Raw genomic sequence first — 16,701 nt, forward strand, 5'->3', positions numbered from 1 at the left:
GTCATTCGTCCTTCAGGTATTTCGCGAGCCAGAGGCTTTGCAGGATGACGAAGACGACGATCGCGCCCGTCGTGCCGAACAGCTTGAAGTTGACCCATTGCGATTCGCTGAAGTTGCGCACGACGTACAGGTTCGTCACGCCGAGCGCCGCGAAGAACGCGGCCCACGCGAGGTTCAGCTTGTCCCAGACCGGATCGGGCAGCGTGAGCTGCTTGCCCATCATCTTCTCGATCAGGTTCTTGCCGAACGCATAGCGCGCGGCGACGAGGCCGGCCGCGAACAGCCAATAGAGGACGGTCGGCTTCCACTGGATGAACTTCTCGTCGTGCAGCACGAGCGTCGCGCCGCCGAACACGACGATCACGCCGAGACTCACCCACAGCATCGTGTCGACTTTCCTGTGCCGGAAGGCGACCCATGCCACCTGGGCGAGGGTGGCGGCGATCGCGACCGCGGTCGCCGTGAAGATGCCCCATACCTTGAAGGCGGCGAAGAACAGGATGATCGGGAACAGATCGAACAGAAATTTCATGGTGCTCGCGGCTGCGTGGCGGGCGCATGACCCGCCACCGTTGTAGGGACGCCCGTCGCGGCGCGCGCGCCGGCCGGCTTTCGGGGCCGGCGCGGGCTCACTTCCGCTCGGGTTTAGCTTCGAAGTTTAACGCAGCCGAGTTGATGCAGTACCGCAATCCGGTTTTGTCGCGCGGGCCGTCCTCGAACACGTGGCCGAGATGCGCGCCGCAATGGTTGCAGCGCACTTCGACGCGCGTCATCCCGTGCGTGTAGTCGATCTTCTCGTCGATGACTTCGCCGTCGATCGGCTTGAAGTAGCTGGGCCAGCCGCAGCCCGAGTGGTATTTCGCGCCGGATTCGAAGAGCGCGGTGCCGCAGACGACGCAGTGGTAGATCCCCGCGTCCTCAGTGTCCGTGTACTCGCCCGTGAACGGCCGCTCGGTCGCCGCATGCTGCGTGACTTCGTATTGCAGCGGCGAAAGCCGGCCGCGCAGCTCGGCGTCGTCCTCCTGATACGGATAACGCCGGTCGTCTCGATCTCCTGACATCTTCTATTCTCCTGATGGATTCATGCGGAACGCCCGCGGGGCGGCCGCGCAACGTCGCGCGGCCCGCGGCGCGGCGTCACGACGAGCAGCTCACCTCGAGCGCGCTCGCCCAGTCGGGCGGCAGCGCCGCGTAGGCGTCGTATTCCGGCTGCTCGTCGAACGGGCGCCGCAGCACGGCCGCGAGGCGCTCGATTTCGGAAAAGTCCTTCTCCTTCGCGCGGCGGATCGCCGTTTCCGCGAGATGGTTGCGCAGCACGTATTTCGGATTCGCGCGGTTCATCGCGGCCGCGCGCGGCGCGTCGTCGCGCGCTTCGTCCGACAGGCGCGTGCGGTAGAGGTTCGCCCAGCGATCGAACGCGTCGCGATCGATGAAGAGATCGCGCACCGGCGCATCGCCGCGCGCATCGTGCTTCGACACGCGTGCGAGGTGGCGGAACGTCAGCGTGAAATCGGCATGGCTCGCATCCATGATTTCGAGCAACTGGTTCGCGAGCGCCGCATCGCCTTCGAGCTCGAGCTCGAGGCCGAGCTTCGCGCGCATCGCGCGTTCGAGCGCGGGGCCGAACTGCTCGGGAAAGCGTCCGAGCACCGCGTGCGCGTCCTCGACCGCGCGCTCGGCGCGCGCGTCTTCGTTCGGCGCGTCGCGATGGAGGCCGAAGAGCGGCAGGAGCGCCTGCGCGAGGCAGAAGCAGTTCCAGTGCGCGATGCGAGGCTGCATCCGGTATGCGTAGCGGCCGTGCGTGTCCGAGTGATTGCAGATGTGCTTCGCGTCGAACGCGTCGAGGAAGCCGAACGGGCCGTAGTCGATCGTCACGCCGAGGATCGACATGTTGTCGGTGTTCATCACGCCGTGGCAGAAGCCGACCGCCTGCCATTGCGCGACGAGCTCCGCGGTGCGCCGCGTCGCTTGCGCGAGGAGCGCGAGATAGGGATCGTCGGCGTCGCGGCACGACGGATAGAAACGGTCGATCACGTGATCGGCGAGCGCGCGCAGCAGATCGGGCCGGTCGTTCGCGAAGAAGTGCTCGAAATGGCCGAAGCGCACGAAGCTCTCCGCGACGCGCGTGACGACCGCCGAGGTTTCGATTTCCTCGCGGATCACCGGCTGGTCGGAGCCGATCACGGCGAGCGCGCGCGTCGTCGGAATGCCGAGATGATGCATCGCCTCCGAGCACAGGAACTCGCGAACCGACGAGCGCAGCACCGCGCGGCCGTCGCCCATCCGCGAATACGGCGTGCGGCCCGCGCCCTTCAACTGCAGCTCGTAGCGGCCGCCGCCGTGCTCGATCTCGCCGATCGTGAGCGCGCGTCCGTCGCCGAGCTGGCCCGCCCACACGCCGAACTGATGGCCCGAGTAGACCGATGCGTACGGCAGCGACGCCGGCTGCCAGTCGCGGGTCGGATTGCCGCAGAACAGCTCGGCGAAGCCGGGCGCGTCGCGCAGCGCGGGATCGAGCCCGAGCATCCGCGCCGCTTCGCCGGAGAAGCCGACGACGTATGGCGCGGGCAGGGGCGCGGCGGGCAGCCGCGTCAGGAACGCGGTGCCGAGTTGCAGGAACGCATCGTCGCGCGGCGCGGCGAGCGTCGCGGCGAGATCGGGAAGAGGGGCGGCCGGTGCGGCCTCGCTTCTGGAAAACGACATATTGCTGATCTGTAAGTTAGCCGATATTGTAAGTCCGCGCCGCGCGGGGCGCTTGAAGCCGTCCGCGCGCCGTCGAGCCGTTCGCAGCAAACCGTATCGGAAAAATACTTCAGGGAGAAGGAAGACGATGGGTAAGCCGTTGCTGGGCCAGATGATGGATATGCCGCTTCTCGTGTCGTCGCTGATCGCGCATGCGGCGCGGCATGCGGGCGATGTCGAGATCGTGTCGCGGCGCGTCGAGGGAGACATTCACCGTTATACCTATCGCGATTGCGAAACGCGTTCCAAACAGCTCGCGCAGGCGCTGATCCGCCTGGGCGTAGGCGGCGGCGACCGGATTGGAACGCTCGCATGGAACGGCTACCGGCACGTCGAGGCGTATTACGGAATCAGCGGGATGGGCGCCGTCTGCCACACGATCAATCCGCGCCTCTTTCCCGAGCAGATCGCGTACATCGTCAATCACGCCGAAGACCGCTACGTGCTCTTCGACATGACCTTCGCGCCGCTCGTCGACCAGCTCGCGCCGCAATGCCCGAACGTGAAAGGCTGGATCGCGATGACGGACGACGCGCACCTGCCGAAGGGCGCGACGCCGTATCTCTGCTACGAAACGCTCGTCGGCGCGGAAGACGGCGATTATGCATGGCCGCTCCTCGACGAGCGGCAGGCGTCGTCGCTCTGCTACACGTCGGGCACGACCGGCCATCCGAAGGGGGCGCTCTATTCGCATCGTTCGACGGTGCTGCACGCGTACGGCGCGGCGCTGCCCGACGCGATGGGGCTGTCGTCGCTCGACGCGGCGCTGCCCGTCGTGCCGATGTTCCACGTCAACGCATGGGGGCTGCCGTACACGGCGGCGCTGACCGGCAGCAAGCTCGTGCTGCCAGGCAAGGACCTGGACGGCAAGTCGCTGTACGAATTGATGCAAGCCGAGCGCGTAACGTTCTCGGCGGGCGTGCCGACCGTCTGGCTCGGCCTCCTCAACTACATGCGCGAGGCCGGCGTGCGCTTCTCGACGCTCAATCGCACGGTGATCGGCGGTTCCGCGTGTCCGCCGTCGATGCTGACGACGTTCGAGGACGTCTACGACGTGCGCGTGATCCACGCGTGGGGGATGACCGAGCTGTCGCCGCTCGGCACGCTGTCGAAGCTCAACTGGGCGCAGTCGCAGCGGCCCGTCGACGAGCAGCGGCGGCTCCTCGAGAAACAGGGCCGGGTGATCTACGGGATCGACATGCGGATCGTCGGCGAGGATGGCCGCGAGCTGCCGTGGGACGGCGTCGCGTTCGGCGACCTGCAGGTGCGCGGCCCGTGGGTGATCGATCGCTATTTCGGCATCGACGGGTCGCCGCTTGTCGACGGCTGGTTCCCGACGGGCGATGTCGCGACGATCGACGCCGACGGCTTCCTGCAGATCACCGACCGCAGCAAGGACGTGATCAAGTCGGGCGGCGAGTGGATCAGCTCGATCGACATCGAGAACGTCGCGGTCGCGCATCCGGCCGTCGCCGAGGCCGCGTGCATCGCGTGCGCGCATCCGAAGTGGACCGAGCGGCCGTTCCTCGTCGTCGTCAGGCGCGCCGGAATGGACGTGACGCGTGACGCGCTGCTCGCGTTCTACGAGGGCAAGGTCGCGAAATGGTGGATTCCGGACGACGTCGCGTTCGTCGACGCGCTGCCGCACACGGCGACGGGCAAGCTGCAGAAGCTCAAGCTGCGCGAGCAGTTCCGGGGCCACGTGCTGCCGACGGCCGTCGACGCCTGAACGTCCGCGAAACGGGCCCGCACGCGCATCGCCGCGCGGGCCGTCACTAAATTGAACGATCGTTCTTTTTTGTTGTATCCTGCCTCTGTTTCTCAGAAAACGGCGCATCGACCGCGCGGCCTTTCGGCCGTTGGCGGACAATGACCGCATCAAAGCTGGCGCCGCCGCACCGGCCGCGCATACGCATGGAGGCAGGCAGATGGCAGTGGACTACACGACTCGCGACGGCGTCGCCGTCATCACGCTCAACAATCCGCCCGTCAATGGGCTGGGTCTGTCGACGCGGCTCGGCATCATGGAAGGGCTCGAACGCGCGCGGCGCGACCCGTCGGTTGCGGCGATCGTGCTCACGGGCGCGGGCCGCGCGTTCTCGGGCGGCGCGGACATCACTGAATTCAACACGCCGAAGGCGCTGCAGGAGCCGACGCTGCATACCGTGATCGACTCGGTCGAGGCGAGCGGCAAGCCCGTCGTCGTCGCGATCCACAGCGTCGCGATGGGCGGCGGCCTCGAGCTCGCGCTCGGCGCGCACTACCGGATCGCGTCGCCCGGCGCGCAGATCGCGCTGCCCGAAGTGAAGCTCGGCATCCTGCCGGGCGCGGGCGGCACGCAGCGCCTGCCGCGCGCGGTGGGCCTCGAGACCGCGCTCAACATGATCGTGTCGGGTGCCCCCGTGCCGTCCGAGCAGCTCGCGAAGAGCGGGCTCTTCGACGAACTCGTCGAGGGCGACCTGCTCGACGCGGCCGTCGCGTTCGCGCGCAAGGTCGGTGCGGCGAGCGGCCCGCATCCGCGCGTGCGCGACCGCGAGATCGTCCACGAGAACGCGGCGGGCTTCATCCAGTTCGCGCGCAACAGCGTGAAGGCGCTCGCGCAGCACTATCCGGCGCCGCACAAATGCATCGACGCGGTCGAGGCGGGTGTGCTGCAAGGCTTCGACAAGGGCCTCGCGTTCGAGCGCGATGGTTTCATCGCGCTCGTGCAGACGCCCGAGAGCCGCGCGCTGCGCCACGCGTTCTTCGGCGAGCGCGCGGCGAGCAAGATGCCCGACGTGCCGGCCGACACGCCGGTGCGCGACATCAAGTCGGTGGCCGTGATCGGCGCGGGCACGATGGGCGGCGGGATCGCGATGAACTTCCTGAACGCGGGGCTGCCCGTCACGCTGCTCGAGACGAAGCAGGACGCGCTCGACCGCGGGCTCGCGACGATCCGCAAGAATTACGATGCGCAGGTGAAGAAGGGCAAGCTCACGCAGGAGAAGCTCGACGCGCGGATGGCGCTCGTCAAGCCGACGCTCGCGTACGACGACCTGAAGGACGCCGATCTCATGATCGAAGCGGTGTTCGAGGAGCTCGGCGTGAAGGAGCAGGTGTTCGAGCGGCTCGACGCGGTCGCGAAGCCGGGCGCGATCCTCGCGTCGAACACGTCGACGCTCGACGTCAACAAGATCGCCGCGTTCACGAAGCGGCCGCAGGACGTCGTCGGCATGCACTTCTTCAGCCCGGCGAACGTGATGAAGCTGCTCGAAGTCGTGCGCGGCGACGCGACCGCGAAGGACGTGCTCGCGACCGTGATGCAGATCGCGAAGAAGATCCGGAAGACCGCGGTGGTGTCGGGCGTGTGCGACGGCTTCATCGGCAACCGGATGGTGGAGCAGTACATCCGCCAGGCGCTCTTCATGCTCGAGGAAGGCGCGCTGCCCGCGCAGGTCGATCGAGCGATCGAGAAATTCGGCTTCGCGATGGGGCCGTTCCGGATGAGCGACCTGGCCGGCAACGACATCGGCTGGGCGATCCGCAAGCGCCGCTACGTCGAGCAACCGGATCTGCATTACTCGAAGATCGCCGATCGCCTGTGCGAGCAGGGCCGCTTCGGCCAGAAGACGGGCGCGGGCTGGTACGACTACGTGCCGGGCGAGCGGAAGGCGCAGCCGTCGAAGCTCGTCGACGAGATGGTCGCCGCGTATTCGAAGGAGCGCGGCGTCGAGCGGCGCAAGATCGGCGACGCCGAGATCGTCGAGCGGCTCGTCTACGCGCTCGTCAACGAAGGCGCGAAGATCCTCGAAGAGAAGATCGCGTCGAAGGCGTCCGACATCGACATGGTCTACCTGACGGGCTACGGTTTTCCGCTCTGGCGCGGCGGCCCGATGCTGTACGCCGACACGGTCGGCCTCTACAACGTCGAGCGCGCGATGCGCGGCTACGCGGCGCGCGCGAACGGCGACGCGTGGCAGATCGCGCCGTCGATCGTCGAGCTCGCTGCGAGCGGACGCGGATTCAACTCGTGACGTGCGGCGGCGTCGCCCATTGACGGAGCACCACGATGCAGCGCACCGACGATGTCCTTCTCGTGATCGACGTGCAGAACGATTTCATGCCGGGCGGCGCGCTTGCCGTCGCGCACGGCGACGAAGTCGTGCCGGCGATCAACCGCCTCGCCGCGCGCTTCGATCAGGTCGTGCTGACACAGGATTGGCATCCGCGCGGCCATGTGTCGTTCGCGGCGAACCATCCGGGCCGCGCGCCGTTCTCGACGATCGCGCTGCCGTACGGCGAGCAGGTGCTGTGGCCCGTGCACTGCGTGCAAGGCACGGAAGGCGCCGCGCTGCATCGCGATCTCGACATCCCGCATGCGCGGCTCGTGATCCGCAAGGGGCATGACGCGTCCGTCGACAGCTACTCGGCGTTCGTCGAAGCCGATCGGAAGACGCCGACGGGTCTCGCCGGCTGCCTGCGCGAGCTTGGCGTGAAGCGCGTCTGGTGCTGCGGGCTCGCGACCGACTATTGCGTCGCGTGGTCCGCGCTCGACGCGCGCGCGGCGGGCTTCGAGGCCGCCGTGATCGAAGACGCGTCCCGCGCGATCGATCTCGACGGCTCGCTCGCACGCGCGTGGACGTCGCTCGCGGCGGCGGGCGTCGCCCGCGTGCAGTCCGCCGACGTCGATCCGTAGACGCCGCCGTTACCCATTTCATCGCATCGACACACAGAATCCAGAATCAGGAGACTCGGATGACCGAAGCCGTAATCGTATCGACCGCCCGCACCGGGCTCGCGAAATCCTGGCGCGGCGCGTTCAACATGACGCACGGCGCGACGCTCGGCGGCCACGTGGTCGCGGCCGCCGTCGAGCGGGCGAAGCTCGATCCCGCGCGCGTCGAAGACGTGCTGATCGGCTGCGCGAACCCCGAAGGCGCGACGGGTGCGAACATCGCGCGGCAGATCGCGCTGCGCGCGGGGCTGCCCGTCAGCGTGCCGGGGATGACCGTGAACCGCTTCTGCTCGTCGGGATTGCAGACGATCGCGCTCGCCGCGCAGCGCGTGATCGCGGGCGAGGGCGACGTGTTCGTCGCGGGCGGCGTCGAATCGATCTCGTGCGTGCAGAACGAGATGAACCGCCACATGCTGCGCGAAGGCTGGCTCGACGCGCACAAGCCGGAGATCTACTGGACGATGCTGCAGACGGCCGAAACCGTCGCGAAGCGCTACGGCATCTCGAAGGCGCGCCAGGACGAGTACGGCGTGAACTCGCAGTTGCGCGCGGCGGCCGCGCAGGCGGCGGGGCGCTTCGATGACGAGATCGTGCCGATCACCGTGCGTGCGGGCATTGCCGACAAGGCGACGGGACGCCTTTACACGAAGGAAGTGACGCTCGCGGCCGACGAGGGCATCCGCGCCGACACGACGCTCGAAGGCGTCGCGAAGATCCGTCCGGCACTGCCGGGCGGCGTGATCACCGCGGGCAACGCGAGCCAGTTTTCGGACGGCGCGGCCGCGTGCGTCGTGATGAACGCGAAGGTCGCGGAGCGCGAAGGGCTTGCGCCGCTCGGCGTCTTCCGCGGCTTCGCGGTCGCCGGCTGCGAACCGGACGAGATGGGCATCGGGCCCGTCTACGCGGTGCCGAAGCTGCTGAAGCAGGCGGGGCTCAAAGTGTCCGACATCGGTTTGTGGGAGCTGAACGAAGCGTTCGCCGTGCAGGTGCTCTATTGTCGCGACACGCTCGGGATTCCCGACGATCGGCTGAACGTGAACGGCGGCGCGATTGCGGTCGGCCATCCGTACGGCGTGTCGGGCGCGCGTCTCACGGGCCATGCGCTGATCGAAGGCAAGCGGCGCGGCGTGAAGTACGTCGTCGTGACGATGTGCATCGGCGGCGGGCAGGGTGCGGCGGGGTTGTTCGAAGTGGTTTGACGGCGGGGCGTCGGGCGCTTGCGGGCCGGAGCTGGGCGGCTTCGGCCTGCGTCGCATCGCGTGCGGTGGGCAGGCGCCGTTCGCGCTCTGCGTCGCATCGCGGCGATGCGCGTGCCGTGTGCGCACGGCGCCTGCGGCCCGCAGCGCAGCGCCGAACGCAGTTCGCCCCGCCACCACATGTGGTTCCACGGTTTGCCGAAAATGAACGCAACCGACGACAGCGCGAACGACATCACCGAGATTCCATAGATGAGCATCGGCGGCGTGCGGATGCGTCGTACGAGCAAGAGCGCGACGTTGGTGAGCGACACGACCATCGCGCCGCCTTCCATCGATGCGCGCGTACAGAGGTTGCCGGCGATCGGCGATTGCGCGATCGCGGCGGCGAAGCAGATGACGACGAACCCGGCGATCCACGGCAGCCAGATCGCAAGACGGCGACGGTGCGCGGGCAGATCGGCGTCCTTGAAGTACGACAACTGACCGGCGAGCAGCAGGAGCGACATCACGAGGCGCGACGCCGGTCCGTACAGCAGGAACAGCCAGATGTCGTGGTGCGCGATGCCGGTGACTGCGCCGTGCAGCGAATAGATCAGCGCGAAGCCGAAAAAAAACGAGCGTGAGCCAGCGCAGCAGCGGCTCGCCCGACGACAGATCGCAGCGTCAGGTCACATAGGTGACGAAGAGGTCGGCAAGCGTCGCGGCGGCGATCGCCAGTTCGTGGAAGTGATGATTCTCGAAAGTCAGGCGGGGATCGATGAAGAACCGCAGATACGCGATCAGGAACGCTGGCACGAGCGCGAAGCCGATCAGCAGGCACGCGGCGTAGATTCGCGTGATCGTGGTGACGACGCGAGGCGTTTGCTGGGCGGTGAGGGCAGTGCTCATGGCGACCTCCGCAAGGCTGGTCTTGGTTTCGATCGTGAAACCCCAGCGCGGAATCGTCGGAATGGCGTCGCCGCCGCGTCGAATTGCGCGCTGCCTCGTATCGCCGAATCGTTATCGATTAGCGTCGAGTATAGGCGGCGCGCATCGTTTGATAAACCTGCCGGACAGGCTTGATGCACGGCGGTCGGCGGGCGATTCGGGCCGCTTTTCCTCGTTTGAAATGACCGTGCTCGCCGCGGGCGATGGCGCGGCGATCCGTGCGGTCATACGATGCGTGGCCGCGCGCGAACGGGATTCGCCGATTCGGCTTGCGGCCGGGAGCATGCGGCGATGCGTGCGGCGATGCGTGCGGCGATGCGTGTGTCAGCAGCGTCAGTAGGTCGGCGGCGATTTGACGAGCGGCGCACGGAGGCTGGCTTTCGCACGGTCGGACTTGCCGGCGATGACGCCTTCCATCTGGAACGAGCGTTGCAGTTGCGACGGCGGCGTCACCGGTTTGTCCGGGTTGTGCCGGGGGGTGACGCCGAGCAGCTTGCCGACGTTGTAGATACTGGATAGCGCGCGCATTTCCCACGCGGGGAGCCTGCCCGTGCCGATCCACGCCCGGGCCAGAAAATAGTGCTCGACGCAGGCCATGATTTCGTCGTCCGGGTCGAGCAGGTGTTGCGGCCAGGAGGACAGCGGCGGACTGCCGTTCAGGCCGGGATTGCGGACCTGGTAGAGATCCCGGCTCAGGCGCAAATGCCGCTCGGCCTCGGGTTCGATCGACGAGCGGTAGCTGGTCCAGTCCGCGATCAGTCTTCGGATGACGGATGCCTTGGAAGGGGAAGACACGATGTGCTCCTTGTATTCGGGACAGGCGGGCGTCGGGGAAGATGTTCGGCGGGGCCGTCCGCAATGCGTGCAAGTGCAATTTTCGAGCCCTTCGCATGCTGCCGCGACGGGCGATTGGCGCGAAGCGGCGGGGGGCTTGGCCGTACGCGTTTCCGCGCGATCGGGCGCGCTATCGTCAGGCAAACGGAAGTATAGATCGCCGGGATCGTCTGGCAAGCGGTCGAACCGGGGGCAGATGAAGGTGACTGAGGCTCGACGCGGAACGTGATCAGATTCGATGAGTTGAAGAGGCTCGCTGTCCGACCGGCCATTTTGAGGGACGGTGCGGCGACGGCGCGCGGTGCGTCCAGAGGCCCGGCGTTTGCGATCGACATCAATCGATGCCGATCGCAGGAATCGCCGCGATGGCGAGCCGGTCGGTTGCGCGACACCGCGTCGATGAGTTGGCGGCGGCAGCCGAACTGCGCGGACGCGCTTATGCCGTGGCGTTCGTCTCTGTCGTTCAGGCCGCTCGGCGCGGTTCGTGGGCAACGCATCGCTGGGCGTCTCGGATACGCGACGAAGCTCCGGGCGGATCTCGCCGGCACATCGATCAGGCAGGCCTGCGCGACGAGCGAAGCGGCGTGCGTCCTTCGTGAAGAGCGGTCGGCGGACGAGCGCTGGACAACTGAATCGAGGCGCGTATCATGGGCCCTCAAGGGCTGTCATCGGCCGGCCCAACACTCCAGACCGTACGCTGCATCGTCTGTCTCATTGCTGCGCAGCGTTTCCCTTCCGCCCGAGCGTATTGTTGACTACCCCCTCTCGCTCTCGCCTGCCGCGTCACGCGATGCCTGGATAGGTCCAACCGTATTAGTCCGTGCGATTCGCCCATGAGGATCGCTGGGAGCGCGTCATGAGCATGTACACGCATCGCGGGTTCGAGATCCATCCGTTGACTTATCCTCACTTCCCGGCCCGAGATGGCCAAGCTTCCGACTGCGAGGCAGGCCTCGATGCCGCAGTGAAGATCTGCCTGCGCGGCACGGATGCCACGCTCGCCCGTAGCCGGACGTTCAGGCTCGTCGGCGACTCGCCATTTTCGAGTGCGGGTGATGCACGTAGGGCTTCGTTGCGTTACGCGGAGGGCGTCATCGACCCAAATCGTGGCGAGCAATGGACGCTCGCTGAGCGCGCTGGAATGCCGTTGCACGCTTGAGGGCAAGCGCCCGTGCCGGTCCTCGCCGATGGCTTCGGGATTTGCGCGAGTGGGCGCATTGTCGCGGATCAAAGCATCGAGGCGATCCGCGCATGGCCGACGTCGCGGCACGCCTAACATGAATGATGGGAGGAATCGACGCGGATCGGCTCGGGCCGCACACGATATCGTGCCGTCGAGCCGTATTTCGCATGAAAGGATGTTGGATTCCGTTGGTCCAACTGACGACGACGTCTTTCCCGTCGGCGACGACGCAACTGCAGCGTGGTCGATCCTCGGAGCAAGGGGGCGGTATCCCGGAAAGCGCGTCTGACTCGGCTGGTTTCGGTGTCTTCTGCGTTGCGTCCGCGAAGGCCGATGCGACGCCGGCTGGGAGGGCAGAATGCAATTCAATTCGACACTATTTCGTATCGACCCGACGCCGCGGCGGGCCGACGGCGAGTACATGGCTCACGCCAGGATCATCGAAGTCGATCGTGACGGGATCGAGTCAGACGTACACATGAGCGGCGACCTCAAGGGATTCGACCTGCGCGACGAGGCAATCGCATATGCGCAGATATGGGCGAAGGAATGGCTCAGGACTCGCTATGGTTGAATCGGGAAAATAGCGATCGATGCATGCGGCATGCTTCCACGATCGGCACTCGACCTCGACCCGATTGCGGCGAATATCTCGAAGCTCGAACGATCGCCTGAGCGCGCGGCGCTCGGCTCGGCTCGGCTCGTGGCGCGGGCGTTTTCGGTCGGCAGCCCGACGACTGCGCCCTGTTGCGCCGGGGCCGGTTCGGCGTCGGTCCGCAACGTGATCACCGCGTATCCGCAATACGGATGGGACGTACTGGCGAAACGCGATCGCCACCGGCGGCGAACCGCGATCGGCGACGCGCCGGGCGATCGCCGCGGTTTTGCCGGAGCGTCGCGCGGCGTGCGCTGACTTCGAGATTCGAGACAAGCCCATTGGAGCCGGCAAGTTTGGTAGGCTTGTCGCCTGCCTCGGTCCGCCTGATCTCGACGTCGCTGGGCGGCGCGGTAAAACCGGGTATCGTGTCGACGAGATCGGCATGATGTCCGGTTCCCTTATCCGGTGCTGTTCCGGGCGATGGCGATTTCCAGCGAACGAAGGCGAACCAAGACGTACCGGGTGAAGTCCGCCAGGCGAGGGATCGGGGCTGATTCCCGGACGATTGCGAACTGGAGCGAACAGAGTGATTAGGCATATTGTGATGTGGAAACTAAAGGAATCGGCCGAAGGCGCGACGCGGGCGCAGAACGCGCAGAAGCTCAAGGAGAAGCTCGAAGCGTGCCGCGGCATCGTGCCGGGCCTCCTTGCTCTCGAAGTCGGGGTCGCGACGCCCGGTCTCGAGGCGACCTGCGATGTCGTGCTCGTCTCCGACTTCGCCGACAAGGCTTCGCTCGACGCATACCAGGTGCATCCGGTGCACGAGGAAGTGAAGAAGTTCGTCGGCGCGGTGCGCGAGAGCCGCGAGTGCATCGACTACCTCGTCGACGAAGCACGATGAGCGCCGGTTCCGCCACGACCGGCCACGAGCCGGTGATCGAGAGCCCGTTCGTCGACGCGCTCGGCGTGCAGCTCGTATCCGCGAAGGACGGCGCGAGCGAGATCGTGCTGCCGCTCGCCGAGCAGCACATGAACACGTGGAACATCGCGCACGGCGGCGTCACGATGACGCTCGCCGACGTCGCGCTCGCGATGGCCGCGCGCAGCCTGACCGACGACGGCGTCGGCGTCGTCACGGTCGAGATGAAGGTGAACTTCATGCAGCCCGGGCGCGGCGAACTGCGCGCGTACGGCCGCGTGCTGCACCGCTCGACGACGATGGCGTACTGCGAAGGCGAGGTCCGCGACAGCGCGGGCAACTTCGTCGCAAAGGCGCTCGGCACGTTCAAGTACATGAAGCGGCTCGCGGTCGGCCGCGATATCGCGCGGCAGCGCACCCGCACGGACCCGGGCGCGCATCCCGGCCCGAGCGACGCATGACGCATCCGAACGGCCCCGCCCATCGGCGGGGCCGTTTGCCATTGGCGCGCGGCGAAGTGCGCCGCGACGAACGAGGAGGCAGGCGATGTCACAGATCAATCGGCAGGTGCTGCTCGTGTCGCGCCCCGAGCGCGAGGCGAGCGTCGACAACTTCAAGCTCGTCGAGACGCCGCTCGCGCCGCTTGCCGACGGCGAGGTGCGCGTGCGCAATCATTTTCTGTCCGTCGATCCGTACATGCGCGGGCGGATGAACGCGGGAAAATCCTACGTGGAGCCGCAGCCGCTCGGCGAAGTGATGGGGGGCGGCACCGCGGGCGAGGTCGTCGAGTCGCGGAATCCGGCGTTCGCGGTCGGCGACAAGGTGGTCGGCGCCTACGGCTGGCAAGCGTACGGCACGTCGACGGGCAAGGAACTGCGCAAGGTCGACACGACGCACGTGCCGCTGTCCGCGTATCTCGGGCCGGTCGGCATGCCCGGCGTGACCGCGTGGTATGGCCTGAATCGGATCATCCGGCCTCGCGCGGGCGAGACGATCGTCGTCAGCGCGGCGAGCGGCGCCGTCGGCAGCGTCGTCGGGCAGCTCGCGAAGCTCGCCGGCTGCCGCGCGGTCGGCATCGCGGGCGGTGCGGACAAGTGCCGCTACGTCGTCGATACGCTCGGCTTCGACGCATGCGTCGACTACAAGGCGGGCCGGCTCGCCGACGACCTCGCGGCCGCCGCGCCGAACGGCGTCGACGGCTATTTCGAGAACGTCGGCGGCGCGGTGCTCGACGCAACGCTCGCGCTGATGAATCCGTTCGGCCGCATCGCGATGTGCGGGATGATCTCGGTGTACGACGGCGCGTCGGCGCCGCTCGCGAACCCGGCGCTGATCCTGCGCGAGCGGCTTCTCGTGCAGGGCTTCATCGTGTCCGAGCATTTCGACGTGTGGCCGGAGGCGCTCGCGCAGCTCGCCGCGCTCGTCGCGCAGAAGAAGCTGCATTACCGCGAGACGATCGCGCAGGGGCTCGAGCGCGCGCCCGACGCGCTGCTCGGGCTGCTCAAGGGGCGCAATTTCGGCAAGCAGCTCGTCGCGCTCGACTGACACGGGCCGTGGCATCATACGGCGCTTGTCCCGAGCTTTCCGTCGGCGCGTTCGCGCCGTTTGCCCGCCGTTTGCCTTTTACGATGCCGCTGAACCCGAAGATCGCGCAGGTGCTCGACATGATCGAGCGTGCGAAACGTCCCGATTATCACGAACAGACGCCCGCGCAGGCGCGCGCGGCCTACGAGAAGAGTGCGCCGATCCTCGACGTCGCGGCAGCGCCGATGTTCTCGGTCGAAGACCTGCGGCTGCCGTCGCGCGACGGCGGCGCGTTCGGCGCGCGGCTCTATCTGCCCGTCGAGCCGAGCCTCGCCGAGCCGCTGCCCGCGCTCGTCTACTATCACGGCGGCGGCTTCACGGTCGGCAGCGTGAACACGCACGATGCGCTGTGCCGGATGTTCGCGCGCGACGCACGCTGCGCGGTGCTGTCGGTCGACTACCGGCTCGCGCCGGAGCACAGGTTCCCGACCGCGGTCGACGACGCGGAGGACGCGCTCGTGTGGCTGCACGCGCGCGCGTCGAGCTTCGGGATCGATCCGGCGCGGCTCGCGATCGGCGGCGACAGCGCGGGCGGCACGCTCGCGACCGTGTGCGCGGTGCTCGCGCGCGACCGCGGGATTGCGCTCGCGCTGCAACTGCTGATCTATCCGGGGACCACGGGTCACCAGCAGACCGAATCGCACGCACGGCTCGCGAAAGGCTATCTGCTGTCGGCCGACACGATCCAGTGGTTCTTCACGCACTACGTGCGCGACGCGTCGGACCGCGACGACTGGCGCTTCGCGCCGCTCGACGGCACGCGCGGCGCGCCGTCGTTCGAGCGCGTCGCGCCCGCGTGGATCGCGACGGCGGAGTACGATCCGCTGTCCGACGAGGGCGACGCGTATGCGGACAAGCTGCGTGCCGCGGGCAACAAGGTGACGCTCGTCGCGTATGCGGGGATGATTCACGAGTTCTTCAAGATGGGCGGCTTCGTGCCGGATGTGCGTCTTGCGCATGCGGACGCGGCTTCCGCGTTGCGCGCGGCGTTCGAAGGCGATTGAGCTCGAACGCGAGCGAGGCGATCGGCGGGGCCGGGCGCGGGCTTCGCGAATGGGACGAGCTTCACCCCCGTCGAGCGAGATTCGTGGCGGCTGCGAGGGCGGGTATGGTCGGCCGGGCGGCGGATGCCGGCGATCGGCCGATTGCCGTGGTGCGGCATTCGTCAGATGATATCGGCTTCGATTTTGCCGCTTCCGGCTGCGGCCGGCTGCGACCGACTGCGACCGACTGCGGCCGGCTGCGACCGACTGCGGCCGGCTGCGACCGGCGGCGACCGGCGGCGCGGCGCGAAACCGCCGGACACGAGGGGTGCGAACGCAGTGCGCGACGCCCGATGCGGGCTGGCTAACGAGGACGCGGCACATGGACAGCATCGAGATCGAAACCGGCGATTGGTCACGGCTGGGCTGCGACGCGTCGCGAATCCGCGATACCGTGTTCGTGCGCGAGCAGCGCATCCCGGCCGAGCTCGACCTCGACGACGACGATCCGCATGCGCGGCACGCGGTTGCGTATCTGGTCGACCGGGCGGCGGGCGCGCGGCGCCCGGTCGCGACGGGGCGGCTGCTGCCGACGGGCGCGATCGGCCGGGTGTCGGTGCTCGCCGACGCGCGCGGCCGCGGCGTCGGCTCGCGGCTTCTGCATGCGCTTCTCGCCGAAGCGCGGGTGCGCGGCGATGCGCTCGTGCGCCTTTACGCGCAGCAGCGCGCGGTCGCGTTCTATTTGCGGCTCGGCTTCCGGATCGTCGGCGAGCCGTTCGTCGAGGCGGGCGTGCAGCATGTCGAGATGGCGCGCGAGCCATGAGCGGCCCGCCCGGCGGCGTCGCGCGTAGGCGCCGAATCGGCGCGCGTGAGTGCGCAAAGCGGGGCGGGGCACGATCCGCTTGCGGCCCGGCCGGTCAGGCTGGCCGCGGCAGCGGCGGTATGCGATGAACAGCCGAGATTCCACCGCGACCGCCGATTTCGATATGGCGGCCTATGCTGATCGAACCCCGAACCC

At 67.7% G+C, this 16,701-nt stretch carries 15 protein-coding genes and 1 pseudogene; 11 read left to right on the top strand and 5 right to left on the bottom strand.

Going from position 1 to position 16,701, the window contains the following annotated elements; translation table 11 throughout:
* Position 1: 1 nt before the first annotated feature.
* The 3 genes from WS62_RS27355 to WS62_RS27365 all read right to left on the bottom strand — a co-directional run bounded on the left by WS62_RS27355 (position 2) and on the right by WS62_RS27365 (position 2,703).
* Positions 2 to 532 (bottom strand): septation protein A, encoded by a 531-nt coding sequence (locus WS62_RS27355; protein WP_066491850.1) that lies wholly within the window; start codon positions 530 to 532, stop codon positions 2 to 4.
* Between the two features lie 97 nt (positions 533 to 629).
* Positions 630 to 1,061 (bottom strand): peptide-methionine (R)-S-oxide reductase MsrB, encoded by a 432-nt coding sequence (msrB, locus tag WS62_RS27360; protein ID WP_066577542.1) that lies wholly within the window; start codon positions 1,059 to 1,061, stop codon positions 630 to 632.
* Between the two features lie 76 nt (positions 1,062 to 1,137).
* Positions 1,138 to 2,703: a protein adenylyltransferase SelO gene (locus tag WS62_RS27365; RefSeq protein WP_066577545.1), complete on the bottom strand. Its 1,566-nt coding sequence runs from the start codon at positions 2,701 to 2,703 to the stop codon at positions 1,138 to 1,140.
* 127 nt (positions 2,704 to 2,830) lie between these two features.
* Here WS62_RS27365 and WS62_RS27370 point away from each other — a divergent pair, with 127 nt between their 5' ends.
* From WS62_RS27370 to WS62_RS27385, 4 genes are all read left to right on the top strand, one after another.
* Entirely contained in the window at positions 2,831 to 4,471 is a 1,641-nt protein-coding gene (locus tag WS62_RS27370) for a 3-(methylthio)propionyl-CoA ligase (protein WP_066577547.1), read from the top strand.
* A gap of 199 nt (positions 4,472 to 4,670) precedes the next feature.
* Positions 4,671 to 6,755 (top strand): 3-hydroxyacyl-CoA dehydrogenase NAD-binding domain-containing protein, encoded by a 2,085-nt coding sequence (locus WS62_RS27375; RefSeq protein WP_066577550.1) that lies wholly within the window; start codon positions 4,671 to 4,673, stop codon positions 6,753 to 6,755.
* A gap of 35 nt (positions 6,756 to 6,790) precedes the next feature.
* The gene (pncA, locus tag WS62_RS27380; RefSeq protein ID WP_066577552.1) at positions 6,791 to 7,417 is read left to right on the top strand and encodes a bifunctional nicotinamidase/pyrazinamidase; all 627 of its coding nucleotides are present in this window, start codon (positions 6,791 to 6,793) and stop codon (positions 7,415 to 7,417) included.
* A gap of 59 nt (positions 7,418 to 7,476) precedes the next feature.
* A complete protein-coding gene (locus WS62_RS27385) occupies positions 7,477 to 8,655 on the top strand; it encodes an acetyl-CoA C-acyltransferase (RefSeq protein ID WP_066577554.1) in 1,179 nt (392 codons plus the stop codon).
* A 170-nt stretch (positions 8,656 to 8,825) separates the two neighbouring features.
* Here the strand turns inward: WS62_RS27385 and WS62_RS27390 are convergent.
* Positions 8,826 to 9,543 (bottom strand): annotated as a pseudogene (locus WS62_RS27390) (GGDEF domain-containing protein); the annotation flags it as partial.
* Positions 9,544 to 9,915: 372 nt separating this feature from the next.
* Complete coding sequence (locus WS62_RS27395; RefSeq protein ID WP_066577557.1) at positions 9,916 to 10,377, bottom strand: hypothetical protein; 462 nt, start codon at positions 10,375 to 10,377, stop codon at positions 9,916 to 9,918.
* Between the two features lie 895 nt (positions 10,378 to 11,272).
* On the opposite strand from WS62_RS27395, the gene WS62_RS27400 reads away from it, so the two are divergent.
* The 7 genes from WS62_RS27400 to WS62_RS27435 all read left to right on the top strand — a co-directional run bounded on the left by WS62_RS27400 (position 11,273) and on the right by WS62_RS27435 (position 16,506).
* Positions 11,273 to 11,575 carry a hypothetical protein gene (locus WS62_RS27400; RefSeq protein ID WP_066577562.1) on the top strand — a complete coding sequence of 101 codons (303 nt, stop codon included), beginning with the start codon at positions 11,273 to 11,275 and terminating at the stop codon, positions 11,573 to 11,575.
* Between the two features lie 382 nt (positions 11,576 to 11,957).
* On the top strand, positions 11,958 to 12,173 hold the full coding sequence (locus tag WS62_RS27405) for a hypothetical protein (RefSeq protein WP_066577566.1): 216 nt from the start codon (positions 11,958 to 11,960) through the stop codon (positions 12,171 to 12,173).
* Between the two features lie 610 nt (positions 12,174 to 12,783).
* Positions 12,784 to 13,098 (top strand): Dabb family protein, encoded by a 315-nt coding sequence (locus tag WS62_RS27415; RefSeq protein ID WP_066491873.1) that lies wholly within the window; start codon positions 12,784 to 12,786, stop codon positions 13,096 to 13,098.
* The gene (locus tag WS62_RS27420) at positions 13,095 to 13,577 is read left to right on the top strand and encodes a PaaI family thioesterase (protein WP_059471272.1); all 483 of its coding nucleotides are present in this window, start codon (positions 13,095 to 13,097) and stop codon (positions 13,575 to 13,577) included. Before WS62_RS27415 ends, WS62_RS27420 begins: the two co-directional genes overlap by 4 nt.
* Positions 13,578 to 13,662: 85 nt before the next feature.
* A complete protein-coding gene (locus WS62_RS27425; protein ID WP_066577571.1) occupies positions 13,663 to 14,661 on the top strand; it encodes an NADP-dependent oxidoreductase in 999 nt (332 codons plus the stop codon).
* Positions 14,662 to 14,744: 83 nt separating this feature from the next.
* A complete protein-coding gene (locus tag WS62_RS27430) occupies positions 14,745 to 15,704 on the top strand; it encodes an alpha/beta hydrolase (protein WP_066577573.1) in 960 nt (319 codons plus the stop codon).
* Between the two features lie 361 nt (positions 15,705 to 16,065).
* Entirely contained in the window at positions 16,066 to 16,506 is a 441-nt protein-coding gene (locus tag WS62_RS27435; protein ID WP_066577575.1) for a GNAT family N-acetyltransferase, read from the top strand.
* Positions 16,507 to 16,701 lie beyond the last annotated feature (195 nt).

The organism is Burkholderia sp. ABCPW 14, assembly GCF_001523835.1.
Taxonomy (GTDB): Bacteria; Pseudomonadota; Gammaproteobacteria; order Burkholderiales; family Burkholderiaceae; genus Burkholderia; species Burkholderia mayonis.

Excerpts from the sequence above, each read along its gene's own strand:
- WS62_RS27430 (WP_066577573.1), top strand. The coding sequence starts at position 14,745 with ATGCCGCTGAACCCGAAGATCGCGCAGGTGCTCGACATGATCGAGCGT.
- WS62_RS27355 (WP_066491850.1), bottom strand. The coding sequence starts at position 532 with ATGAAATTTCTGTTCGATCTGTTCCCGATCATCCTGTTCTTCGCCGCC.
- WS62_RS27400 (WP_066577562.1), top strand. The coding sequence starts at position 11,273 with ATGAGCATGTACACGCATCGCGGGTTCGAGATCCATCCGTTGACTTAT.
- WS62_RS27385 (WP_066577554.1), top strand. The coding sequence starts at position 7,477 with ATGACCGAAGCCGTAATCGTATCGACCGCCCGCACCGGGCTCGCGAAA.
- WS62_RS27375 (WP_066577550.1), top strand. The coding sequence starts at position 4,671 with ATGGCAGTGGACTACACGACTCGCGACGGCGTCGCCGTCATCACGCTC.
- msrB (WP_066577542.1), bottom strand. The coding sequence starts at position 1,061 with ATGTCAGGAGATCGAGACGACCGGCGTTATCCGTATCAGGAGGACGAC.
- WS62_RS27420 (WP_059471272.1), top strand. The coding sequence starts at position 13,095 with ATGAGCGCCGGTTCCGCCACGACCGGCCACGAGCCGGTGATCGAGAGC.
- WS62_RS27435 (WP_066577575.1), top strand. The coding sequence starts at position 16,066 with ATGGACAGCATCGAGATCGAAACCGGCGATTGGTCACGGCTGGGCTGC.
- WS62_RS27365 (WP_066577545.1), bottom strand. The coding sequence starts at position 2,703 with ATGTCGTTTTCCAGAAGCGAGGCCGCACCGGCCGCCCCTCTTCCCGAT.
- pncA (WP_066577552.1), top strand. The coding sequence starts at position 6,791 with ATGCAGCGCACCGACGATGTCCTTCTCGTGATCGACGTGCAGAACGAT.
- WS62_RS27405 (WP_066577566.1), top strand. The coding sequence starts at position 11,958 with ATGCAATTCAATTCGACACTATTTCGTATCGACCCGACGCCGCGGCGG.
- WS62_RS27425 (WP_066577571.1), top strand. The coding sequence starts at position 13,663 with ATGTCACAGATCAATCGGCAGGTGCTGCTCGTGTCGCGCCCCGAGCGC.
- WS62_RS27370 (WP_066577547.1), top strand. The coding sequence starts at position 2,831 with ATGGGTAAGCCGTTGCTGGGCCAGATGATGGATATGCCGCTTCTCGTG.